This window comes from Flavobacterium selenitireducens (assembly GCF_014748335.1).
GTDB lineage: Bacteria > Bacteroidota > Bacteroidia > Flavobacteriales > Flavobacteriaceae > Flavobacterium > Flavobacterium selenitireducens.
This window is the reverse complement of sequence record NZ_JAAVIY010000003.1, coordinates 266,024-288,137: the sequence shown is the minus strand read 5'-3', so window position 1 is coordinate 288,137 and position 22,114 is coordinate 266,024. Positions and strand designations below refer to the sequence as shown.

The following is a 22,114-nucleotide window of genomic DNA, read 5'->3' as shown; positions in this document are numbered from 1 at the left end:
TTTTAACTCAAGAATAAAAAAGGCTGTCCGGATGTGGCAGCCTTTTTATTTGGTTGGATTTTTATTTTATCTTCGGAAGGCTGACCTGCATGATCGTTCCCCGATTGATTTCTGAATTCAGCACTTTAATGCGGCCCTTGTGGTAATCCTCGACGATGCGCTTTGTCAACGAAAGCCCGAGTCCCCAACCGCGTTTTTTGGTGGTGAACCCAGGTTCGAATACTTTCTTGAACTGGCTTTTGGAAATACCTTTCCCCGAATCACAAACCTGTATCTTGACAAACTTCTGGTCTTCGGAAATCCTGACCTCGAGCTTGCCGCGGCCTCTCATCGCATCTATGGCGTTCTTGACAAGATTTTCGATCGTCCAGCTGTGAAGGATCGGATTGAACGAAACCGGAATGGCTTTATCGGGAGCTTTGAACGTAAACGAAATGTTTGAAAACCGCGATTGCAGGTAATCGTAAGAGCTTTTGGTTTCGGCTACGATATCGCGCACTTCGAGCACGGGCTCCGATCCAATCTTCGAGAAACGGTCGGCGATCGTTTGCAGCCTTACGACGTCTTTTTCGATTTCGGTAACCGTCGTTTCGTCTACATTGTCGGCTTTCATGATTTCGATCCATCCGATAAGCGACGATAGCGGCGTACCGATCTGATGCGCCGTTTCCTTTGCCATACCGGCCCAAAGCTTGTTCTGGGTGGCCATCTTCGTGCTTCGGTAAAAGTTATAGACCACAAGCCCGAACAAGAAAATGATCGTCAATAACGCTATCGGATAGTATTTAAGCTGGTTCAACAGCTTGGAGTTCCCGTAATACAAATATTGGAACGTGCCGCTTCCGATTTCCATTTTGATGGATTCATTCTCCTTTTTGAACGTCTGAAGGTATGCGTCAAGCGTTTCGATGCTGGGTTCCGAGAGGGAATCGCCAATATTGAGATGGCCGACGATGGAGTCGTTTTGAACCAGGATGATCGGGATGGTTTGGTTCTCCTGAATGATCTTGCTGGGCAAACTGATGTCCTGGGTTTCGAGGTCAGCGTTGTTTATCGTGCGTTGGCTATCGGCCCAAAGTTCCATTTTAGCACGCTCCTCGGCCTTGAAAATGTTGAAGAACACATACGTCTGCCAAATGATTGCGACAACGATGACGAATGAAATGCCTATAATGACCCATCGGTTGACGTTTCGCTTTTCGGTAAACTGCATATACTGGTTTTTAATTTCCTACCGTTTGGCCAAAAAGCCGCGGCTCGTAAAGATAACGAAAACCTCGGTCGGATATTTCACGCTACGGTCAGTGCCTGCGCGGATTCGGATTGTTTTTGTGTTCCAGGGCGATCTTTTCCAGTTCCATATACCAATCTTCCCCGAATCGCCTGATGAGCGCCTCTTTCACGAATTTGTACACGGGAACTTCCAGCTCCTTCCCGAGTGCGCACGCCGGGTCGCAAATGTCCCATTCGTCATAATTAACGGCGGCGAATTCCGAAAAATCCTTGACGCGTATCGGATACAAATGGCAGGAAACCGGTTTTTTCCAATCGACAAGACCTTGATTGTAGGCCTGCTCGATCCCGCAAAGGGCGGTTTTCCCGTCAAAGATCACGTAAGCGCAGTCTTGGTCGTCGATAAGCGGTGTTTCCAATGTTCCATCGGTGCCGATTATCCACTTGCCTTGTTCTTCGATGGCCTTGACGCCTTCGGGACGCAAAAACGGCTTGACTTTGTCGTAAATTTCGTCCATGATACGCGTTTCCTCCTCGAGCAATGGAGCGCCGGCATCGCCTCCTACACAGCAAGCGCCGTGACAAGCGGAAAGGTTGCAAACGAACTCATTTTCGAGGATTGCTTCGGAGACTATGGTTTTGCCAAGTTGGAACATCTGATAAATAAAAAGTGAGCAAAGATAACCCGCAAATGAGGCGCTTTTTCAACCGGACAGAAAATTAACGTTCCGTTAAGCCCGGAACGCGTATTATCGGAGTACTTTTGCACGCTCAAAATCAACAAGCAAATGGAACTCGATTTCAAACAAATAGCTACCGTATCTATGGTTTTGTTCGCCGTGATCGACGTCGTCGGAAGCATCCCGATCATCGTCGACCTGCGTTCGCGCCTCGGCCACATACAGTCTGAAAAAGCCACGATTGTCGCCGCGATTATCATGATCGCCTTCCTTTTTGTTGGCGAAGGCATGCTCAAGCTTATCGGAATCGACGCCAATTCATTTGCAGTCGCCGGTGCGTTCGTATTGTTTTTCATGGCCCTTGAAATGATTTTGGGCATCCGATTGTATAAGGATGAAAATCCGAGCACGGCCTCCATCGTCCCGATCGCTTTCCCACTGATAGCCGGTGCCGGAACCATGACGACGATACTGTCGCTGCGTTCGGCATACGACAAGATCAACATCATCATCGCGATCCTCATCAACGTGATCATCGTCTACGGCGTGCTCAAATCATCGGGCAAAATCGAGAAGTGGCTGGGCGTGAACGGCATCGGGATCATCCGGAAAATCTTTGGTGTAATCCTGTTGGCAATCGCTGTTAAATTGTTTGCCGCAAACGTTAAAGGCCTTTTCCTGTAGGGCGATTTTCACTAATTTCACCACCTGAAATCTTCATAACACCCACGAAATGAAAATTTTCACTTCCATATTGGTCGTAGTTGCTATTGCTCTTATCATCTTCAATATCACGCTTTTAGACTTCAATAATCTTTTCGAAGGAGACAGCCTTGTCGGGCTTATCGGCATTGTCGCTTCTTTTTGCGCGGTATGCATCCTGCTGATTTTCAGGATGTCGAGAATGATCGAGGAAAAAACGAAAAACCATTAGCATGTACGACGTATTGATCGTTGGCGGAGGCGTTGCAGGCGTATCCTGTGCCTTGATTCTGGGCTCCGCTAAAAACAAACTTTTCATGGCCGGCAAAAAAATCGGCATACTTACCCACCAAAAGACATCGAATTTACAAGAAGCGATTTTCAACAATGCCTATGGGATCGCTCCCGGAACGCTTGGCGTGGATTTGCTCGACTCGACGTTGCGCAATCTTAGGGAAACTTATCCGCATATCGACCAGATCGCGTCCGAAAAAGTAATGAAAATCGAAGGTGAATTTCCTGAATTTACGGTGACGACGAACAAAAATACCTATCAGGCGAAAAAACTCGTCATGGCGGTCGGATACTCGAATACGTTCATGATCGAAGGCTTGATGGAATATGTGGAACCTCACCAAAAATCGCTTGTGGAAAAGAAACGTATCCAATTGCGCAACATCGACCATAAAATTGCAGACGGGCTTTATGTCGCGGGCACATTAGCCGGTTGGAGAAGCCAGTTGTCGATTGCCGCGGGAAGCGGTGCGTCGGTCGCAACCGATATTCTGACGGCGTTCAATGGCGGTATCGATGCGCAAAGCCACGACAAACGACAGTTATAAACTCACACATTTAGCCGCGGATTCGCGAATTGTTTATCCCAATTCGCGAATCCGCGGCTTAAAAATTAATGGTATTTTGGGTTATTCGATTGTCGATTCGAGAACCGCTTTGATCATCGCATCTCCCGGCAAAACAATGTCGAAATATTTGTCCTCCCCATATACTTGTCGCGCGAACTCGGCGGCGAGATAACGCTTGACGAGCGCACGGTTTTTGTCGATTTTGAGATCGAGCCCGTTCCTTAGCAAATATTTCCTGAAATTGGAATAGTACACCTCGTCCTTGTCCATTTTTTCGCGAAATTGACCGAAAGTCAACCCTTTGAAATCACTGCGGTGGATGTCGAGTTGCTCAAAGACGAAATAACTCACAGCCCCGGATTGCATCAGGTAAGCCACGCCCTCGTCTCCGTGCTCGACTTCAAGCCCGACGAAGATATCGGGAACGATGCCACCGCCTCCGTAAACGATTTTGCCTTTGGGCGTCTTGAATTTCAGCGTATCCGAAATATGTATGCTGTCCTTTTCGTACAATTCCCCGCTTTCAAAACGCTTGTCGAAATCCTTGAAATAGTCGTCTTTGCCTTTATCGTATGCTTTTTGGATCGAACGGCCCGTAGGCGTGTAATAGCGTGCGATCGTCAGGCGAACTGCCGATCCGTCTTCGAAGTCCATTTCGCGCTGCACCAATCCTTTTCCGAAGGAACGGCGCCCAATGATGAGCCCACGGTCATTGTCCTGGATGGCTCCGGCGAGAATTTCGCTGGCCGAGGCCGAGTTTTCATTGATCAGGATGTAAACCTTCCCATTTTCGAAGCTACCGCCGCTTGTCGCATAAGTTTTGTCGGTACGCCCTTTCTTGTTCTTGGTGAAGACGATGAGTTTCTTGTCAGACAGGAAGTCGTCAGCAATTTCGACGGCCTTTTCGAGGTAACCGCCACCGTTGTCGCGCACATCGATCACTAATTCTTTCGCACCACGTTTCCTTAGTTTTTGCAGGCCGGCCTCGAATTCGTCATAGGTCGTTTCTGCGAAGCGGTTGATCCGGATATATCCGACCTCCGAATTGATCATCGTGGCCACATCGACACTTTTTATCGGCACGATGTCGCGGGTTACTTTCGCCTTAAAGGTCTTATTCGTGCTTTTCCGGTATACGGTAAGCTCGATAGACGAACCTTCGGCACCTTTGAGTTTCGTAAAAAGGCTGTCGGTTGGCAATTTCCGGCCGAAAAGCTTGTTCTTGCCGGCGTACAAAATCCGGTCGCCCGGTTGGATGCCCGCCTTTTCCGACGGCCCGCCTTCAACCGGCATGATCACCGCAACGGTATCCTTGTACATATAAAAATTCACGCCAATCCCGACAAAATCGCCTTTCATGCTCTGAGCGACTTCTTCCTGTTCATCGGGCGAGATGTAAACCGAATGAGGATCGAGTTGCTCCAGGATATTATTGACGGTAAGATCTACGATGGAATCAGTGTTGACCTTGTCTACGTATTCATTGTCGATAAAGTCGATGAGCCTGTCGAGCTTGTTCTTGTGCATGCTGGCCTTTGGAGTGAGGGCGCGCGTCGGAAAGTTGAGCATGCCGCCAATGAGTATGCCTAGTGCGAGCACACCGAACAACAAGATCGGCAAATATTTCAGGTTGTTTTTCATTGGTCAAGATCGGCGATGTGTTCGGTCTCCACGCCCGCCTTTTGCAAAAACAGTATGCCCGAATTGTCTTTGTATGCTTCCTGGTAAACCACGCGTTTGATTCCCGCCTGATGCACGAGTTTGCTGCATTCGCGACAAGGAGACAGCGTGATGTAAAGCGTCGCGCCTTCGCAGGATTGGGTAGAACCGGCCACTTTGAGTATGGCGTTTGCCTCCGCATGCAGTACATACCAGTGCGTAAGGCCGTCTTGGTCTTCACAATTGTTTTCGAAGTTGGATGGCGTACCGTTGTAACCATCGGAAATGATCATACGATCTTTGACGATGATCGCCCCGACCTGTTTGCGTTTGCAGTATGACAATTGGCCCCATTCGCGCGCGATCCTAAGATAGGCTTTGTCGTACTTATTCAATTTTATTTCTTCCATGAATCAATTCCAAATCTCGCTCGCGATAATCATCGGAACCACAACTCCGATCACGAAAGCCGAAACGACCAACGCGTAATCGCGCTTGTTGAACCTGAAAAACGTCTGGACGATATACGAAACGACCAGGGCCACCAGGACGACAATAAGTTGTGCGATCTCGATACCGAGGGCGAACTCGAGCAAAGGTACTAGCTTTTCAGATGGGTTACCTGGTAAAATTGACTTAAAATAATTGGAAAATCCGAGGCCGTGGATCAGTCCGAAAAAAAGTGTTATAAAGCCTAGGACGCTTATATTTTCAGACTTTGCCGTCTTTCCGGCGGTAAAAAGGTGGAACGCGGCAGTAATCAGTATCGTGATTGGGATCAGGAATTCGACGAGGCTCGCCTGGATCATCACGATGCCAAAAACCGAAAGCAGCAGCGCCAAGGTATGGCCAATTGTAAAAATCGAAACCAAAAGCAGCAATCGCTTCCAGTCTTTGAACGCGTAAGGAACAGTGAGCGCGATCAGGAAAAGAACGTGGTCGTACGCATTTATGTCAAGTACATGATGCAGACCTGTCTGAAAATAGATTTGGAATTCTGACATAATAAGGTTTGTGGCGATGGATTCGGGAAAATCCGGTTGTCTGGTTTGGTAAACATACGATTTTTTCCTTCATCCTTATTTTAAGTAGGTTCGTACAGCAAACGGAATACGTCCCCGAAATGTTGGGCCAATGCCGTGATTTTTCATAAATCGGCATGTTAAAATTTGAAATACGGCTTATATTTGCAGCTGTTTTAAAACACACACTATGTCATTCTCCGATTTATTCGACAGCGGTTTCAAGGACAGGAACAAGGGCCATTTTGCCTCTATCGTACGCGTCGCCTTAGAAAACGGCCATCTCAGCGATGAAGAGCGCCTCTTTTTGGACAAGCTCGCACGACAGCTTGAAATTTCCGAAGAGGAATATGCCGAAATCCTTGAAAACCCACGAAAATACCCTATCAACCCGCCTTACCTGCACACGCAGCGTCTTGAGCGCCTCTACGATTTGTCGCGCATGGTCTATGCCGATCACGTCCTGGGCCCGAAACAAAAAGACATCCTTACGCGCTTTTCGCTTGCTCTGGGCTTTACGCCGGGCAACGTAAACTATATCGTAGACAAAGCGTTGTCGCTTTTGGTAATGAATGTCGATTCGGACACGTTTGTCTACGAAATGACGCACATGAACAAATAAACGCTGGATTTCAGCAATACGAAAAAGTCGGATCAAATCAATCCGACTTTTTTATGTTCTAACTTCACCAAGGCACTCGCCTTCAATTTCCGTTTTTTACTTCAGGCCTTCTGCGCTCCTCATAAACTCCTCCGCTTTTTCCACCATTTTCCTGCTTCCGCAAAAGAACGGGACGCGTTGGTGTAATTCGGTCGGTTTAAGTTCCATGATGCGTTTGAAACCGTCAGACGCGCGCCCACCGGCTTGTTCGGTGAGAAACGCCATCGGGTTGCATTCGTACATCAGGCGCAGTTTCCCGTTCGGGGCTTTCGCGCTTGTCGGATAAATGTAGATTCCGCCTTTGATCATGTTGCGGTGAATGTCCGAAACCAAACTTCCGATGTATCGCGACGTATACGGCCGGTTGCCTTCTTCCATTTGGCAATATTTGATGTAATCTTTGACGCCTTGCGGAAAATGGACGTAGTTACCTTCGTTTATCGAATAAATCGTACCGTCTTCCTTGAATTTCATGTTTGGATGCGAGAGGTAAAACGTACCGATGGCCGGGTTTAGCGTAAAACCGTTGACGCCGTGACCTGTAGTGTAAACCAGCATTGTCGAAGTGCCGTAAATCACATAGCCGGCGGCGACTTGCTGGGTGCCCGGTTGCAAAAAATCCTCGAGCGTGACTGGCGTGCCTACGGGTGTGACGCGTCGGAATACCGAAAAAATCGTCCCTACGGAAACGTTCACGTCGATATTCGACGAACCGTCAAGCGGATCCATCAAAACGACATATTTGTTGCTATGGGAATTATCGGAACCACAAACCGTGATGAAATCGTCGCTTTCTTCGGATGCGATTCCACATACGATTTCGCGGTTGATCAATGTCTGTATAAAAACCTCGTTAGCGTAAACGTCGAGCTTTTGCTGGTCTTCACCTTGGATGTTGACTTCGCCCGCCGCACCGACAATGTCGACGAGCCCGGCTTTGTTCACTTTGTAGTTGACGACTTTCGCCGCTAGTCTGATCGAGTTGATGATGCGGGACAATTCTCCGGTTGAATACCTGAATTCCTCCTGTTTTTCGATGATGAACTCACCGAGGGTTTTGTTGCGTTCTTCCATTCCGAAATCGATATAGTGGTGCAAATATCGTTTTTTGACAGACGATTTCAAACCAATAATTGCGATTCTTTTTGTCAGATGCGATTACGCCACATGGTCTTCGATGAATTCGCGTGAAAACGCTTTGATACTGTCGCGGACACTTTCGAATTCGGCCATTATTTCCTCGTCTGAACCTTTGGCTTTCGCCGGATCGGGGAAATTCCGATGGAAGCGTTGGGCGTTGCCGGGAAAAAAAGGGCAGTTTTTGTTGGCATTGTCGCAAACCGTGACCACGTAATCGAACGCAATGTCGCTATACTCATCGATATTGTTCGACGTATGGCTTGAAATATCGATTCCATCCCGTTTCATGATTTCGACCGCCTTCGGATTCACGCCGTGGGTTTCGATACCGGCGCTGAAAATGTGCGCTTTCCCATTGGCAAAAAAACGTAGATAACCTTCGGCGATTTGGCTACGGCAACTGTTTCCCGTGCACAGCACCAATATTTTTTTCATACAAGTAACCAAATTAAATTGATGATGCAGAATTTCGGATCCCAACCGAAGATCAATTGAAGTACGACGACCGACGTCGTGATTACGACTGGCTTTTTGTACTTGCGCCAAAAACTTATTTTAGCAGCAGTTTCCATCGGGCGCACAACAGCTTTGTATTTTATCGACCGACCCGTTATCGGAAACGCCGCAATTTTCCTCTGCCAGGCATGCCGTCTTCTTGGAGCGCAACACAAAGTCGCTTCCGTCAAAATCCAAATCGTATCTTCCTATCGTTTCCGACTGATACTCGACCTCCACTTCGAGATCAGGCATGCCCAGAATTCGCTCAGACAGCGAAATGATGTTACGCAGTTTGCCCGGCTTTAGCCGATGTTCGTGATCGTTCGCGTCCCAAAGTTGGAAATTGGCGACCTTTTCGTTGCGGACCTGGCCGCCGCAATCGATGAAATGCTTGGTGACGATTCCCACTTCTGTCACATGGAAATGCTCGGGAACGAAAGAGCCGTCTTCGAGTTTGAAAACGATATTCTCCAGATCGCCCAACGCTGTTTTTACCTCGGATAACTTCATGATATTGGATTTAGCAACATTTGTTTCGCTGTTTTTCAAGATTCGATGACATTCCGGCAAAATAAAGCTGGAGCACTTCCAACGCGTTTTCGTCTATACAATAACAGACGGCGGTGCCCTCGACATTCCCTTTTATGAGTCCGGCATTCTTTAACTCCTTTAGATGTTGGGAAACCGTTGGCTGTGCGAGCGGCAATTCCGCTACGATATCACCGCAGATGCAACTGTCCGATTTCATCAAAAACTCCATGATGGCAATGCGGGCGGGATGCCCAAGGGCTTTCATCATGATCGCGATCTGATTTTGGTTTTCGGTAAAATGCTCGGTCTTCGTAACGCCCATCGTTATATCTTTATATTGCAATATTACGATATAACTCTTAAGACGCCAAACTTGTTCGTGTTTTTTTCGATACATCAGGAAAGGCCGCCTTCACAGCGACCTTTCCCAGGCTGCTCGCTATATTTTGTTGACTTTAAAAACCGAAGACGTCCCGTCGAAGCCGGTAACCCGCATCAGGTAAAGTCCTGCCGATAAACCTAAAACGTCGATTTTACCGGAATCAGATCGCGCTATTTCCTGTCCTGTCGTCGCAAAAACGACTATTTCCTTAACGCTGTTGCCCGATGCTGCGTCAACACTGACAATCGTACTTGCAGGATTCGGATACACCCTAAAATTGTCTTTTCGCACACCTGCCGACGCTAAATTCGCCGGCGTGAATTTGTGAAGTTCCGCGCCGGTGTTTCCATATTCGGCCTTGAAGTATAAGCGATTGACGTAGATGACATAAAAGGGAATAAAGTACATCGGGCTTACACCTTCTACATCGGAAAGCAGTTTTTGGGTTCCCGCGACCGTGCCGTCCGTGACCCAGAATTCCCGTCCGTTGGTGCCGTCCTCGGCCACGAAATATAGCAACCCGTTAAAGACGATGAATTCATTCGGAGCGGAATAATTCGTGGGATGAATGTCCTTGAGCATGAAAGTTTCTGACGAAGTTTCATCGGAAACCCAAAGCTCTGTATTGGCTGCGCTGCCATCGGTAGCCTGAAAATACAATTTCCCTTCATACGCAGTCAATTCGCCCGGAAAAGAGTCGCCGCCGGGCCAAATGTCCTTCACCATAACGGTTCCTTCTGCCGTTCCGTCTGTTTTCCAGAGCTCGAACCCTTCAGTTGCCGTTCGCGCCCGGAAGAACAATTGCCCGTTCGCTTCGGTAAACTCGCCTATGCTCGACCCATCGCCTTGAGCAGGATTGATGTCCTTGACCCTGTACGTACCATTCGAGGTACCGTCGGTGACCCAAAGTTCGTCTCCGTTTTCATCATCGGCACGGAAAAAAAGCAATCCGTTGAATTCGTGAAAAAGCCTCGGATCGCCATTCCCGTCAGCAAAAATATCTTTGAGCAGCATCGTCCCTGCTTCCGTTCCATCGCTTATCCAAAGCTCATTTCCCGTTTCAAAAGTGTAAGCCGAAAATATAAGCTTACCGTCGTAAGCCGTTAACTGAGACGGGTACGAATCGCCCGACGGATTAATGTTTTTTACCATGAACGTGCCATTTGCCGTGCCGTCGGTGGCCCAAAGTTCGTAGCCGCCGGGGCCATCGATCGCCTGAAAAAATGCCTGGTTGCCGATTACGGTAAACCCGGATGGAATGGAACCAGCCGAACCAGGTTGAATGTCCATGACCATCGACGTCCCGGCCGCTGTCCCGTCGGAGCTCCATAATTCATAGCCATTGGCATCGGCCGCCAAGAAAACAATTCTGCCGTTCAACACGGTAATTTCCCCGACTTCGCTGTTGCCTTCTGGATTGATGTCTTTTACCAGTTGTGTTCCGGTTTCTGTACCGTCAGAAGACCAAAGTTCGCCTCCGTGAACGCCGTCGTCCGCATAAAAATAAAGTTTGCCGTTAAATACGACGGGTTGCATGATTCCCGATCCCTCCGCGCCGGGAAAAATGTCTTTGACGAGATCGATCGATTGAGAAAACGCAAATGAGAGGAAAAACAGCACGCCAAAAGTAAATAATTGCTTCATTTGTTATGTGTTTAAGGTTATCGTATAGTGTTGAAGTTCGTTTACCGTTTTAATTTGCAACCAGCACGAAACCAATAATTTACCGATAGGATTACGGTTCGTGTCGGTGTCGAAAAACAAATTTACTATCGACTTTCGAATACCGGTTACAGATTTTCTGCCATTTTTGTTAATTCCGATTTTTACCGTCTCACCGAAAACCGCCGCATTCGTATATTTGCCAACCAACACGACACCATGACTATTCGCCCCGGAACCAAACAAGACATGCCGGACGTATTGCGTCTGATTACCGAACTGGCCATTTTCGAGCGCGAGCCAAAGGCGGTTGTTGTCACCGTTGCCGATTTGGAACGCGACGGGTTCGGGGATGACCCGCTGTTTCACACCTTCATTGCCGAACAGGAAGGCAAAATCGTCGGAATGGCGCTCTATTATTACCGCTATTCCACATGGAAAGGACGGACGATCCACCTTGAAGACCTCATCGTAACCGAACAAGCCCGGGGCACCGGCGTTGGATCTGCTTTGTACTTAAAAATTATCGAACAGGGCAAATTGGACAATGTGAGGCGCATCGAATGGAACGTGCTCGACTGGAACGAACCGGCGGTAACGTTTTATGAAAAATCGGGTGCGAGAATCTTGCCTGACTGGCGTGTCGTCCACATGGATGAAGCCGGCATCGACGCCTTTATTACTTTACGACCTCAAGACTTACGACAGATATGAAAATCTTCAAATTCGGTGGCGCTTCCGTGAAAGACGCGGCGGGAATCCGCAATGTTTACGATGTTTTGCAGATCGCGGGCCACGACGATGTGCTGCTTGTAGTATCGGCAATGGGCAAAACGACGAATGCGCTTGAGACCGTCGTAAAAAATTACAGGGATAAATCGAAAGAGCTCAAGGAATCGCTTCAGGATGTCAAAAAGTACCACAATGAAATTCTGCTCGACCTTTTTGAGGACGAATCCCATAAGGTGTTTGCCGATGTCAGCGGGCATTTTTCCGACATGGAATACTTCCTGGGCCACAACAAATCGCCAAATTACAACTTTGTCTACGACCAGATCGTAAGCTATGGTGAACTGATTTCTACGGTGATCCTGTCGCATTACATGAATTACCGGGCGATCCCGACCAATTGGATCGACGTGCGCAATTTCATCAAGACCGACAGCACATACCGCGATGCGAATGTCGATTGGGAGCAAACCCAAAAAAACATCTCAAAAAACGTAAAGCGCAAACAACTCAATATTACACAAGGCTTTTTGGGTTCCGACGAAAACGGGTTCACGACGACGCTGGGGCGCGAAGGTTCCGATTATACGGCTGCGATCTTTGCCTATTGCCTCAATGCCGAAAGCGTGACGATCTGGAAGGACGTTCCCGGCGTAATGAATGCCGATCCTCGTTATTTTGAGAATGCGATGCTGTTGCACCAGATTTCATACCGCGAAGCGATCGAATTGGCGTTTTACGGCGCGACGGTGATCCATCCAAAGACGCTTCAGCCGTTGCAGGGAAAGGAAATTCCGCTATATGTCAAATCGTTCGTGAATCCCGAACTGGCAGGGACAAGTGTGTCTAAAGGCGCCGATCTCGACCCGCAATTATCGTGTTTTATCGTAAAGAAAAACCAGTTGCTGATCTCGCTTTCATCAATTGACTTCTCTTTTATCATGGAGGAGAATATCTCTGAAATTTTCGCCTTGCTGCACAAATTCAAGATGAAAGTGTCACTGATCCAGAATTCGGCTATCAGTTTTTCGGTTTGCGTCGATGATAAGTTCGGGAACTTTGCCGACCTCAAATCTATTCTTTCCAAGAAATTCAAGGTTTCTTATAACGACAACGTTTCGCTTTACACGATTCGTCATTTCGATGAAAAATCGTCTGAAATGGTCGAAAAGGACAAAACCGTTCTTGTCAAGCAGATCAGCCGCGAAACGTTGCAGCTCGTGACGCTGGAATCCAGTTTAACAAAAACTACAGAAAAACTGTAAAATAGTTTAAGAAAGGTTTCCTAATTTTCGGCGATTTCTCCAACTTACCTTATGTCTGTTCCTGATGACCCAGAGGATCTGCTACTCGTCAAGATTCAAGTGATACGCGACCAAAAAGTGATGCTCGACCGCGATTTGGCCTCGCTATACGGCGTCGAAAAACTAAAACATAAGGTGAATGCTCAATCACAGAATATCGAACTCATCTTCCAGTACATAGACGAACTTTCATAAAAGGTCGAAGCTCCAATCCGCAAACGCATCGGATTCAAAACCTGAACTTCGTGCGAATACACTACTTTTGACCTTAAGGCGTTATTACTGCTATGCTGAGAAAATTGCTTTGGGTGTTGTTGCTTTGTTGTTCTTGCGCACTTTGGTCGCAGGAAGAGGGCACGCCTTACCAAAACCGCAAATTTTTTGTTGCCAAAGACAGCATAAAACTTGACAGCGTCAGCATCAATCCGGAATTCTTCAAGCTTACAGATCGCCTCGACCAACCGATTGACACGGCATTCTACAAAGTCGACTTCGCAAAATCGCTATTGGTTTTCGACGCCGATTCTCCTTTCGCCAACGACACGGTCAATGTTCGGTTCCTTAAACTGCCGAATTACCTGACAAAAGAATACAGTATTTACGACAAGGATCGCATCGTGTCGAACGAGGCAGGAAACCTCTACAAAGTCGATAAATCTACACGAAAAGCTTTTGTGCCGTTTGAGGGACTGAACACGACGGGCTCAATCACACGCGGGATTACCGTCGGCAACAATCAGAACGCCGTGACGAATTCGTCGCTCGACTTACAGATTACCGGCAAAATCTCAGACAAAGTCAGCCTTCGCGCGTCAATACAAGATTCGAACGTACCGTTGCAAGAAGGCGGTTATTCCCAAAAACTCGACGAATTCGACCAGATTTTCATTGAATTGTATTCCGATAAGTGGAACATCCGCGCAGGCGACCTCTTCCTTGAAAACCGCAAATCACGCTTTTTGAACTTCAGCAAAAAAGTCCAGGGAATTTCAGGCCAGGTCACATTCGGGAAACCGGAAAGCCAAACGACGATTTTTGCATCGGCGGCCTTGGTTCGCGGGCAATATGCCAAAAGCACATTCGTAGGCCAGGAAGGCAATCAGGGACCTTATAAATTGAGAGGTCCGAACAACGAACTTTATATTCTGGTAATTTCAGGTTCGGAACGCGTATATGTCAACGGTATTTTGCTCAGGCGAGGCGAAAATGCCGATTACGTCATCGATTACAACGCCGGCGAGATCACTTTCACCTCGCTATTTCCGATCACGTCCGAAATGCGCATCAATATCGAATACCAATATTCCGACCGGAATTACACGCGTTTCGTCGCCTACGGAGGTGCGCTTCACGAACGCAAAACGTGGAGTTTGGGCGGATACGTCTATTCCGAAAGCGATGTGAAAAACCAGCCGCTACAACAAAATTTATCTGAAGAACAAGCCCAGGTTCTCGTAGATGCCGGCGACAACCAAGGCTTGATGACTTCGCCTTCGGCTTACCTCGACACGTTTTCCGAAAACAAGATTTTGTACCGAAAAATTATCGTAGGCGCAACCGAAATATTTGAATTTTCGAACAATCCCGACGACGAGCTTTATAACGTGCGCTTTTCACTCGTGGGGAACAATCAGGGCAATTATATCCTGACGAACAGCAACGCCGTGGGACGCATTTATCAATATGTACCTCCCGTCGAAGGCGTGCTCCAGGGGAATTACGAACCCATCATCCGATTGGTCGCGCCGAGCAAAATCCAAATCGTGACCTTGATGGGAAAAGTAAATCCGAGCGAGAAGACCAACGTCGATTTCGAAGTCGGATTCAGCAATAACGACCTCAATCTCTTTTCGGATCTTGACGACGGCAATAACCAAGGCGTCGCGGGTCGCGTCAACGGAAAACAACGGATTTTCACGCGTGATAAATCGACGGTCGACGCTTTTGCCAACTTTCAATTCGTCCAGAAGGAATTCCGAACCATCGAACGCCTTTTTTCCATCGAATTCGACCGCGACTGGAACCTCACCAATACGAACAACACCAATGGCGTGAACGATCAAAGCTATCTGCAATCCGGTTTGGAATACAACCATCCCGAGCGGGGCTTTGCGCGCTACAAATTTGAAAAGCTCGATTTCTCAGGGGCTTTTTCGGGCAGTCGCCATGTGGTGGAAGCTCAAATAAAACTCAACAAATTCACGGTTCGAAACCAGGGAAGCTTCCTGAATAGCCAGGGCGAGTATGCCGAATCCCGGTTTTCGCGAAACAATCTGCAGGTCAAATATCATTTCGGCAAAAATTGGGTCGGGGCCAGCCAGCGCTTCGAAGACAATAACGAAAGAATCAAATCGACAGGGCAGCTTTCGCCATTGAGCCAGCGTTTTTCAGAATATGGAGCGTTCATCGGACGGGGCGACAGCACAAAAGTCTTTGTCGAACTCGGCTATCTGGGACGCGTCAACGACAGTTTACAAGGCGGGATACTCGAGCGCGTGAACCGTTCCAATTCGTTCTACCTGAGATCACAACTCATCAAAAATGAGCGCACGAACCTTTCCGTATTCGTGAATTATCGCCGCCTCCAGTTTGAGGATGACGCCCTCGGGAGCGAGCCGTCGCTGAATTCACGCTTTCTTTACAGCGATCGATATTTCGGCCAATTGCTGGCGCTGACGTCGGCTTACGAAACGTCGTCCGGAACCATTCCGCAACAGGAATTTACGTATATCGAAGTCGAGCCAGGCCAAGGAATTTACACTTGGAACGACTATAACGGCAACGGCATCCAGGAACTTCAGGAATTTGAGATCGCGCCGTTTCCCGACCAGGCAAAATATGTGAGAGTTTTCCTTCCGAACCAGGTTTTCCTCAAAACGCACCAAAATAAGTTTTCGGTCGCATTGACGTTTAACCCGGCCCAATGGCAGAATAAGAAGGGTTTCCTGAAATTTCTTTCGCTTTTTTACGACCAGATTTCCTACCTGAGCGAGCGCAAAATCAAAAGAGAGGGTGACAATTTCGATTTGAATCCGTTCAGTTGGTCGGATGAAAATATGCTCGGCCTCAATTCGAGTTTCCGAAACAGTTTGTACTACAACCGCGGAAAGCAGGATCATTCGGTTACCTATACGACACTTTTCGGGCAATCCAAAAGTTTGCTCAACGTCGGATCCCAGGAAAACCGCAACTTTTCACATCAGCTGCAATATGCGCATTTGGTGCAAAAAACCTGGCTTTTCAATATGAGCTTGCAGACGATATCCACCGAGTCCGAATCTGAAAACTACGAAACCAAGAATTTCGAGATCGACGGTTACAAGATTCAGCCTAAGGTTTCCTATCTGTTCAACAAAAATGCAAGCTGGGATATTTTTTACGAAAGGCAGCAAAAGGACAATCAAATCAAAGCGCGCGAGGTCTTGTCGCAGGATAGGTTCGGCACTTCATTTACATACGCCAGCGAAAAAAAATTCACGGCAAACGGCGAATTCTCACTTTACAAAAACGCTTTCGAAGGCGACCCGCTGTCGCCCGTGGCCTACACCATGCTCGAAGGCCTTCAGCCCGGACAAAACCTGACGTGGCGATTGCTGCTGCAAAAGAACCTTACCCAATATCTCGACGTGAACGTAAACTATCAGGGTCGGAAAAGCGAAACCAGCAAATCGATACATACGGGAAGCGTCCAGTTGCGAGCGTTTTTTTAACAACGTCCGATGCCGCCAATCGGGCCCAATCTGTTATATTTGAAATCCTTAATACAAACAGACATGACAATCAAATCGTCCATATTTACCGCCTTGGTTTTGGCTTTGGCGACGACCTCTTGCAAAAAAGAGCTTGAGCCACAGGAAAGTTCGGTAGCCGCTGCCGAAACCGCCGCCGCGACTCCGGCTACTCCACTCGCTGCCACGGCCGCAACGCCTCAACAACCGATGCAGGTCCAGCCGCAACAAACCCAGGTCCAGATGCAACAACCACAGGCACAAGCCACCGCACCGGGCATGAACCCGCCCCACGGACAACCGGGCCATCGTTGCGATATTGCCGTTGGAGCTCCGCTGAACCAACCCGTAAAATCGGCAAGTGCGCCCGCCCCGACGTCGCCAACGACCATCACAAAAATAACGCCTTCGACACCGGTGCCAACCTCGAACAAAACCGCCCCAGGCATGAACCCGCCTCACGGACAGCAAGGACACCGATGCGATATTGCCGTGGGAACACCATTGAGCCAACCGGTAAAGACAACGTCAGTGCAAACAGCGAATTCAGCCAACGGCCAACCGATTACCGTGACGCCTGGCGTAATCTCATCTGACGGCAAAGTCACTCCGGGATCGGGTGTGAAGGTCACCACGACGAACGCTCCTGTTTTGCTCCAGGATCCGAATAACAAACCAGCCGAATCGAAATAAACCGTTCGGGATAAATTAAAAAAGGCACCATCAGTACGATTGGTGCCTTTTTGCTTTGTTTGGGTTAATAAGTTTTTGATTTGATGTTCGACATTGAAGCCTCCATCCTATAGTGATCATCAATCCGCACTGTTTATCAGCGTTGGCTAAGTCGCCGGACGGATTTTTGTCGAGAGTAGACATTTAACAAAATGTACAGAAAATCTGTACGGAAGTCTTCCGGAAAACACCGAACTTTGGCAAGACATAACAGATTTTCGAAAGTCTGTTATGTCTGGGGGCAACACGCATGACAACCGGTGTCACGAAAACCGATTCTCCTAAAAATCACTTTACAGGAGTTCCGTCCTTAATTTCTTCCGACCCGATCCTGACAACCTGTCCCTTTTCGGGCAAATCCCCGAAAATTTCTACTCGTTCTTCCAGTTCACGTCCTTTTGTAACGGGTACGCGCTTCGTTTTTCCATTCTCGACAATCAGAACGTAAATACCTTCGCTCGACGTAACCACCGCAGATTTTGGAACGACTACCGTGCTATCGGGAGCGTTCAACGGAAGCAACACTTCTGCAATCATTCCGGGTTTCAGTTTTTTGGAGTTGTTGTTTACATCCATTTCGACGCGTTCCGAGCGAAGCCTTGCGTCAAGAGCGCCCGACATCCGTGAAATTTTCGCGTCGAATTCTTGTCCCGGAAGCGATTTTACATTGAACGTCAGCGCGCTCCCCGTTTTGAGATACCCTGAATACTGTTCAGGAACGAAGACCGAAAGGCGCAGTTTATCCTGTTGCTGTATCGAAAGCAACGGCAGGCTTCCGCTTGACGGCCCGACGTAAGCGCCCAAATTCACATTTCTTGCCGATACGACGCCGTCGAAAGGTGCCCGAATCTGAAGATATCCGCGAATATTGGTCACTTCCGAATATGACGCTTTCGCCGCCTGGTAATTGGCAAAATCAGCATTCTTGCGGGCTTCGGCAATTTCAAGGTCGTTTTTGGCGATCGTGCCTTCCACTTTACTTGTTTCCAATAATCTGTTGTAAGTGGCTTTGCTCGATAAATAAACCGCTTCCTGGGATTTCAGGCGGGATTCTGCGGCCGATAACTGGGACGAAATTTCGGGCGCTTCGAGCGATACCAAAAGTTGCCCTTGCTTTACTTCAGAACCGATATCGACCTTCAATTCCTTTACGAAACTTGTCACTTTGGCAAACAAATCGACCTGCTTCATCCCGGTCAGCTCCGCAGGGATACGCATTTCGGTAGACATTTTTTCTTTTGCGAGACTGACGGTTTCCAAAACGGGAGCAGCGTCAGGTGCCGCTTTTTTCTCTTCTTCCTTAGTGCCGCAACCGATGGCGAAACCAAGTAGCAGGATAGATACGATTCGATTATTTTTCATTGTCGGATGTTTTTGGTGCAACATAAAATTTACTTTCTTCGTCTTCCGGATCAAGCGAAACAGACTGGGTCGTGGCATTGCCCTGTACCCAAGCGAAAATCATCGGAAGGATAACCAACACGGCAAACGTCGAGAACAACAAGCCTCCGATTACGGCCCGTCCGAGGGGAGAAACCTGATCGCCTCCTTCACCGTGGCCTATCGCCATTGGCAGCATTCCCGCGATCATCGCAATACTCGTCATGATGATCGGACGCAGACGCAAGCCGGCCGCCTCCCGTGCCGATTGCAGTGCATTTCCGTTGATGCGTCTCAAATGTTCGGCATTCGTAACCAAAAGTACGGCGTTGGCGATCGATACGCCTACGGACATGATGATGCCCATATACGATTGCAGGTTCAACGTAGAGCCCGTCAGCAATAGCAGGATCAGCGAGCCCAACACTACCGCCGGGACCGTCGTCAATACGACAAACGATACTTTGAACGATTGGAAGTTGGCGGCAAGCATCAGGAAAATAACCACGATAGCGATCAAAAGCCCTGATTGCAGGCTGCTCATCGTTTCTTCGAGCACGGTTCCCATCCCGACGGGTTCCACGAAAAGTCCACGCGGCAGTTCCCCAAGCGATTCAACATGTTTTCGAACATCTTTCACTGCTGTTCCCAAATCTTTATCGTGAATGTTGGCAGTGACGGAAACGTACGGAATCGCGCCGAGATTATCGTTTTCCCCATGAGTGAATGTCGGGGAAATCGTGGCGATGTCGCCCAAAACGGGACGCGATTGGTTGCGCAATAACGGAATTTCCTTAATGTCGTTTTCCGATTGCATTTTGTCTAACGGAACCTGGACTTGTACCGAATACGACAATCCCGTCTTCTCGTCGATCCAGTTGTTTTTCTCGGTATAGCGGGAGGACGAAGTAGAGGCGACAAGCGATCGCGAAACGTCACTCATATCTACGCCCAATTGAGCGGCGCGAACGCGGTCGATGTCGATGTTCAACGACGGATATTTGACCGGTTGCGCAATTTGGATGTCGCGCAAATAAGGCGTCTCCTTTAATTTGTCAACGAGTTTTTGCGCATATTCTTCGTTGAGTTTCTTGACTTTTCCCGATACCCGGATTTCAACAGGTGTCGTTGCGCCCTGGCTCAGTACTTTGTCGGTAAGTTCGATCGGTTCGAATGAGAGTTTTACATCCGGCAGCTTTTTGGCCAGGCTGTTGCGAAGGTCGTCCTTGAACGCGTCGAGATTGAGTTCGTTGTCTTTGAACCCGATTTGGAAAACCGCCTCGTGAGGACCGGCCGTGAACAAATAAATCGGGTTGATCGAGAAGAGCGATGGGTGTTGCCCGACGTAAACGGACGTCACGCTCACATGATCTTCTCCTGCCAAACGCTTGATTTCAGACAACACCTGATTGGCCTTTTCCTCGGTGCGTTCCACACGGGTTCCCGCCGGAGCGCGCATCCTGAGCTGGAATTGGCTCGAATTTACTTTCGGGAAAACGTCTTGTCCGATAAAATTCAGGGCCAGGACAGCGAGAGCCGTGATTCCAAGCAAATAAGCAATCGAAACCAACTTGCGCGCCGGAAACAGTCGGTCGATCAATTTCATGAAACCATTCCGGAAACGCTCAAAACGGCTGATTTTTCCGTCGTCGTTGAAATCATCGCGTTGCACCAGAATGCCGTGTGAATCGAAAGTTTCGTGAGAATGCGCCGGAAACTCCTTTTGCTTGTGATGCGGTTTCATAAGCCAGTTGGCCATTACGGGAACAAACGTCTGGGAAAGCAAAAACGACGTGATCATCGAGAATCCGATGGCCAACGCAAGCGGCAAAAACAGCGATCCGGGAATTCCGCCCATCGTAAATGCAGGTGCGAAAACGGCCAGGATACACAAAAGGATCAGAAATTTCGGAAGCGCGATTTCCTTACACGCGTCCCAAATGGCGAGCGCTTTCGGCTTGCCCATATCGAAATGCTGGTGGATGTTTTCTATCGTGACCGTACTTTCGTCTACAAGGATGCCAATGGCAAGCGCCAATCCCGAAAGCGTCATCAGGTTGATCGTAAATCCGAAAAGTTGCAAAAAAAGCACGCCCGAAATCACCGAAATCGGAATGGTCAGGATCACGATAAGCGCCGCTCTTTTGTCGCCAAGGAAAAGCAATACCATCAAACCGGTCAAAACGGCTCCGATGATCCCTTCCGTAACCAAGCTTTTGACGGAATTCATCACGTAAACCGATTGGTCAAATTCGTACGAAAGTTCCACATCTTCCGGAAGCGTACTTTTGATTTTCGGAAGCGTTGCCTTAAGGTTTTTCACGACGTCCCAAGTCGAGGCGTCGGCAGATTTTGCAATGCTCATATACACCGACCGCTTGCCGTTGACCAATGCATAACCGGCGACGACATCGGCACCGTCTCGAACTTTTGCCACGTCTCCCAAATAGAGGTTTTGGACATTGTTCTTGAACAACGGAATTTTCTCGAAATCGCCAATGTCGCGTATCGTAAAATTCGTAGGCGTAAGGTAATTCTTATCTCCGATGCGCACGTTTCCCGGCGGAGCGGTCTGGTTGTTCACGCGAATCGCTTCGACGACCTGGTCGGGCGTCAGGTTGTGGGCGCGAAGCAAATACGGGTCGGCTTCGATGAGAATCGTCCTTGGGCTTCCGCCGAAAGGGGCCGGTGCAAGCAAACCCGGAATCTGCGTAAAGCTCGCACGGACGTAGATGTTCGCCAAATCCTGAAGTTCGTTGTTGGAGCGCGTCGGCGAACTCAAAACCAATTGTCCGACAGGCAAAGACGAAGCGTCGAAGCGAATGATGAACGGCGGCTGGGAACCCGGAGGGAAAATGGCCTGGATCCGATTCGACAAAGCCGACAACTCAGACGCGGCCTGAGCCATATTGGTTCCAGGATAATACGTGAGTTTCATCAGCATCAACCCTTGAATATTCTTGGTTTCAATCGACTTGATACCGTTGGCGAAAAGCAGGATGTTGATGTAATTTTTGGCGTAGTAAGCCTCCATTTGGTCGGGCGTATAACCGCCAAACGGGTGCGCAATGTAAATCACCGGAAGGTTCATCTTCGGTAAAATATCGACTTTGATGTCGCGCACGGCTCCTATCCCGAAGAAGAACAGTCCGGCTACGAGCACAAGTATGGAAATGGGTTTGCGTAAAGCGAAACGAATGAGGTTCAT

The 22,114-nt window shown here is 48.4% G+C and carries 21 protein-coding genes; 9 read left to right on the top strand and 12 right to left on the bottom strand.

The features are described 5' to 3' along the window. Window positions 1-61: 61 nt before the first annotated feature. Window positions 62-1,213, bottom strand: a complete 1,152-nt coding sequence (locus HC229_RS07200) for a sensor histidine kinase (RefSeq protein WP_191019787.1) — start codon at window positions 1,211-1,213, stop codon at window positions 62-64. An 88-nt stretch (window positions 1,214-1,301) separates the two neighbouring features. Beyond that, complete coding sequence (locus HC229_RS07195; RefSeq protein WP_191019786.1) at window positions 1,302-1,889, bottom strand: DUF3109 family protein; 588 nt, start codon at window positions 1,887-1,889, stop codon at window positions 1,302-1,304. 132 nt (window positions 1,890-2,021) lie between these two features. On the opposite strand from HC229_RS07195, the gene HC229_RS07190 reads away from it, so the two are divergent. Genes HC229_RS07190 through HC229_RS07180 form a run of 3 tightly spaced genes read left to right on the top strand, consistent with a single transcriptional unit; the run spans window position 2,022 to window position 3,457 of the window. Continuing rightward, window positions 2,022-2,597: a MarC family protein gene (locus HC229_RS07190; RefSeq protein ID WP_191019785.1), complete on the top strand. Its 576-nt coding sequence runs from the start codon at window positions 2,022-2,024 to the stop codon at window positions 2,595-2,597. Between the two features lie 49 nt (window positions 2,598-2,646). Then, window positions 2,647-2,847 (top strand): hypothetical protein, encoded by a 201-nt coding sequence (locus tag HC229_RS07185; RefSeq protein ID WP_191019784.1) that lies wholly within the window; start codon window positions 2,647-2,649, stop codon window positions 2,845-2,847. 1 nt (window position 2,848) lies between these two features. Next, window positions 2,849-3,457 (top strand): FAD-dependent oxidoreductase, encoded by a 609-nt coding sequence (locus tag HC229_RS07180; protein WP_191019783.1) that lies wholly within the window; start codon window positions 2,849-2,851, stop codon window positions 3,455-3,457. Window positions 3,458-3,538: 81 nt separating this feature from the next. Here HC229_RS07180 and HC229_RS07175 read toward each other — a convergent pair whose 3' ends face one another. Genes HC229_RS07175 through HC229_RS07165 form a run of 3 tightly spaced genes read right to left on the bottom strand, consistent with a single transcriptional unit; the run spans window position 3,539 to window position 6,141 of the window. Further along, window positions 3,539-5,119, bottom strand: coding sequence for a S41 family peptidase (locus HC229_RS07175; RefSeq protein WP_191019782.1), 1,581 nt, complete (start codon window positions 5,117-5,119; stop codon window positions 3,539-3,541). Beyond that, window positions 5,116-5,547 carry a deoxycytidylate deaminase gene (locus HC229_RS07170; protein ID WP_191019781.1) on the bottom strand — a complete coding sequence of 144 codons (432 nt, stop codon included), beginning with the start codon at window positions 5,545-5,547 and terminating at the stop codon, window positions 5,116-5,118. Before HC229_RS07170 ends, HC229_RS07175 begins: the two co-directional genes overlap by 4 nt. A 3-nt stretch (window positions 5,548-5,550) precedes the next feature. Then, the gene (locus tag HC229_RS07165; RefSeq protein WP_191019780.1) at window positions 5,551-6,141 is read right to left on the bottom strand and encodes a HupE/UreJ family protein; all 591 of its coding nucleotides are present in this window, start codon (window positions 6,139-6,141) and stop codon (window positions 5,551-5,553) included. Window positions 6,142-6,349: 208 nt separating this feature from the next. Between HC229_RS07165 and HC229_RS07160 the strand changes: the two genes are divergently transcribed. Further along, window positions 6,350-6,781 (top strand): tellurite resistance TerB family protein, encoded by a 432-nt coding sequence (locus HC229_RS07160; RefSeq protein WP_191019779.1) that lies wholly within the window; start codon window positions 6,350-6,352, stop codon window positions 6,779-6,781. A 96-nt stretch (window positions 6,782-6,877) separates the two neighbouring features. On the opposite strand, the gene fbp is transcribed toward HC229_RS07160, so the two are convergent. The 5 genes from fbp to HC229_RS07135 all read right to left on the bottom strand — a co-directional run bounded on the left by fbp (window position 6,878) and on the right by HC229_RS07135 (window position 11,015). Beyond that, window positions 6,878-7,894, bottom strand: a complete 1,017-nt coding sequence (fbp, locus tag HC229_RS07155) for a class 1 fructose-bisphosphatase (protein WP_191019913.1) — start codon at window positions 7,892-7,894, stop codon at window positions 6,878-6,880. 84 nt (window positions 7,895-7,978) lie between these two features. Further along, window positions 7,979-8,395 carry an arsenate reductase ArsC gene (locus HC229_RS07150; RefSeq protein ID WP_191019778.1) on the bottom strand — a complete coding sequence of 139 codons (417 nt, stop codon included), beginning with the start codon at window positions 8,393-8,395 and terminating at the stop codon, window positions 7,979-7,981. A 120-nt stretch (window positions 8,396-8,515) separates the two neighbouring features. After that, the gene (locus tag HC229_RS07145; protein ID WP_191019777.1) at window positions 8,516-8,968 is read right to left on the bottom strand and encodes a DUF6428 family protein; all 453 of its coding nucleotides are present in this window, start codon (window positions 8,966-8,968) and stop codon (window positions 8,516-8,518) included. A gap of 10 nt (window positions 8,969-8,978) precedes the next feature. Continuing rightward, complete coding sequence (locus HC229_RS07140) at window positions 8,979-9,311, bottom strand: ArsR/SmtB family transcription factor (protein WP_191019776.1); 333 nt, start codon at window positions 9,309-9,311, stop codon at window positions 8,979-8,981. Between the two features lie 117 nt (window positions 9,312-9,428). Next, window positions 9,429-11,015 carry an ELWxxDGT repeat protein gene (locus tag HC229_RS07135; protein WP_191019775.1) on the bottom strand — a complete coding sequence of 529 codons (1,587 nt, stop codon included), beginning with the start codon at window positions 11,013-11,015 and terminating at the stop codon, window positions 9,429-9,431. Window positions 11,016-11,252: 237 nt separating this feature from the next. Here HC229_RS07135 and HC229_RS07130 point away from each other — a divergent pair, with 237 nt between their 5' ends. The 5 genes from HC229_RS07130 to HC229_RS07110 all read left to right on the top strand — a co-directional run bounded on the left by HC229_RS07130 (window position 11,253) and on the right by HC229_RS07110 (window position 17,487). After that, complete coding sequence (locus HC229_RS07130) at window positions 11,253-11,747, top strand: GNAT family N-acetyltransferase (protein ID WP_191019774.1); 495 nt, start codon at window positions 11,253-11,255, stop codon at window positions 11,745-11,747. Continuing rightward, window positions 11,744-13,027, top strand: a complete 1,284-nt coding sequence (locus HC229_RS07125) for an aspartate kinase (protein WP_191019773.1) — start codon at window positions 11,744-11,746, stop codon at window positions 13,025-13,027. Before HC229_RS07130 ends, HC229_RS07125 begins: the two co-directional genes overlap by 4 nt. Before the next feature lie 51 nt (window positions 13,028-13,078). Next, window positions 13,079-13,261, top strand: a complete 183-nt coding sequence (locus HC229_RS07120; RefSeq protein ID WP_191019772.1) for an ORF6N domain-containing protein — start codon at window positions 13,079-13,081, stop codon at window positions 13,259-13,261. Window positions 13,262-13,353: 92 nt separating this feature from the next. Next, window positions 13,354-16,776 carry a hypothetical protein gene (locus HC229_RS07115; RefSeq protein WP_191019771.1) on the top strand — a complete coding sequence of 1,141 codons (3,423 nt, stop codon included), beginning with the start codon at window positions 13,354-13,356 and terminating at the stop codon, window positions 16,774-16,776. A gap of 63 nt (window positions 16,777-16,839) precedes the next feature. Further along, complete coding sequence (locus tag HC229_RS07110; RefSeq protein WP_191019770.1) at window positions 16,840-17,487, top strand: hypothetical protein; 648 nt, start codon at window positions 16,840-16,842, stop codon at window positions 17,485-17,487. A 327-nt stretch (window positions 17,488-17,814) separates the two neighbouring features. On the opposite strand, the gene HC229_RS07105 is transcribed toward HC229_RS07110, so the two are convergent. Both HC229_RS07105 and HC229_RS07100 read right to left on the bottom strand, forming a co-directional pair. Continuing rightward, window positions 17,815-18,888, bottom strand: coding sequence for an efflux RND transporter periplasmic adaptor subunit (locus HC229_RS07105; RefSeq protein ID WP_191019769.1), 1,074 nt, complete (start codon window positions 18,886-18,888; stop codon window positions 17,815-17,817). Next, complete coding sequence (locus tag HC229_RS07100) at window positions 18,878-22,114, bottom strand: efflux RND transporter permease subunit (protein ID WP_191019768.1); 3,237 nt, start codon at window positions 22,112-22,114, stop codon at window positions 18,878-18,880. Before HC229_RS07100 ends, HC229_RS07105 begins: the two co-directional genes overlap by 11 nt.

Coding starts and splice junctions, on each gene's coding strand:
- HC229_RS07195 (WP_191019786.1), bottom strand. CDS start 1,889: ATGTTCCAACTTGGCAAAACCATAGTCTCCGAAGCAATCCTCGAAAAT.
- HC229_RS07150 (WP_191019778.1), bottom strand. CDS start 8,395: ATGAAAAAAATATTGGTGCTGTGCACGGGAAACAGTTGCCGTAGCCAA.
- HC229_RS07185 (WP_191019784.1), top strand. CDS start 2,647: ATGAAAATTTTCACTTCCATATTGGTCGTAGTTGCTATTGCTCTTATC.
- HC229_RS07140 (WP_191019776.1), bottom strand. CDS start 9,311: ATGGGCGTTACGAAGACCGAGCATTTTACCGAAAACCAAAATCAGATC.
- HC229_RS07120 (WP_191019772.1), top strand. CDS start 13,079: ATGTCTGTTCCTGATGACCCAGAGGATCTGCTACTCGTCAAGATTCAA.
- HC229_RS07160 (WP_191019779.1), top strand. CDS start 6,350: ATGTCATTCTCCGATTTATTCGACAGCGGTTTCAAGGACAGGAACAAG.
- HC229_RS07180 (WP_191019783.1), top strand. CDS start 2,849: ATGTACGACGTATTGATCGTTGGCGGAGGCGTTGCAGGCGTATCCTGT.
- HC229_RS07165 (WP_191019780.1), bottom strand. CDS start 6,141: ATGTCAGAATTCCAAATCTATTTTCAGACAGGTCTGCATCATGTACTT.
- HC229_RS07135 (WP_191019775.1), bottom strand. CDS start 11,015: ATGAAGCAATTATTTACTTTTGGCGTGCTGTTTTTCCTCTCATTTGCG.
- HC229_RS07190 (WP_191019785.1), top strand. CDS start 2,022: ATGGAACTCGATTTCAAACAAATAGCTACCGTATCTATGGTTTTGTTC.
- HC229_RS07175 (WP_191019782.1), bottom strand. CDS start 5,119: ATGAAAAACAACCTGAAATATTTGCCGATCTTGTTGTTCGGTGTGCTC.
- HC229_RS07100 (WP_191019768.1), bottom strand. CDS start 22,114: ATGAACCTCATTCGTTTCGCTTTACGCAAACCCATTTCCATACTTGTG.
- fbp (WP_191019913.1), bottom strand. CDS start 7,894: ATGGAAGAACGCAACAAAACCCTCGGTGAGTTCATCATCGAAAAACAG.
- HC229_RS07130 (WP_191019774.1), top strand. CDS start 11,253: ATGACTATTCGCCCCGGAACCAAACAAGACATGCCGGACGTATTGCGT.
- HC229_RS07115 (WP_191019771.1), top strand. CDS start 13,354: ATGCTGAGAAAATTGCTTTGGGTGTTGTTGCTTTGTTGTTCTTGCGCA.
- HC229_RS07200 (WP_191019787.1), bottom strand. CDS start 1,213: ATGCAGTTTACCGAAAAGCGAAACGTCAACCGATGGGTCATTATAGGC.
- HC229_RS07125 (WP_191019773.1), top strand. CDS start 11,744: ATGAAAATCTTCAAATTCGGTGGCGCTTCCGTGAAAGACGCGGCGGGA.
- HC229_RS07110 (WP_191019770.1), top strand. CDS start 16,840: ATGACAATCAAATCGTCCATATTTACCGCCTTGGTTTTGGCTTTGGCG.
- HC229_RS07170 (WP_191019781.1), bottom strand. CDS start 5,547: ATGGAAGAAATAAAATTGAATAAGTACGACAAAGCCTATCTTAGGATC.
- HC229_RS07105 (WP_191019769.1), bottom strand. CDS start 18,888: ATGAAAAATAATCGAATCGTATCTATCCTGCTACTTGGTTTCGCCATC.
- HC229_RS07145 (WP_191019777.1), bottom strand. CDS start 8,968: ATGAAGTTATCCGAGGTAAAAACAGCGTTGGGCGATCTGGAGAATATC.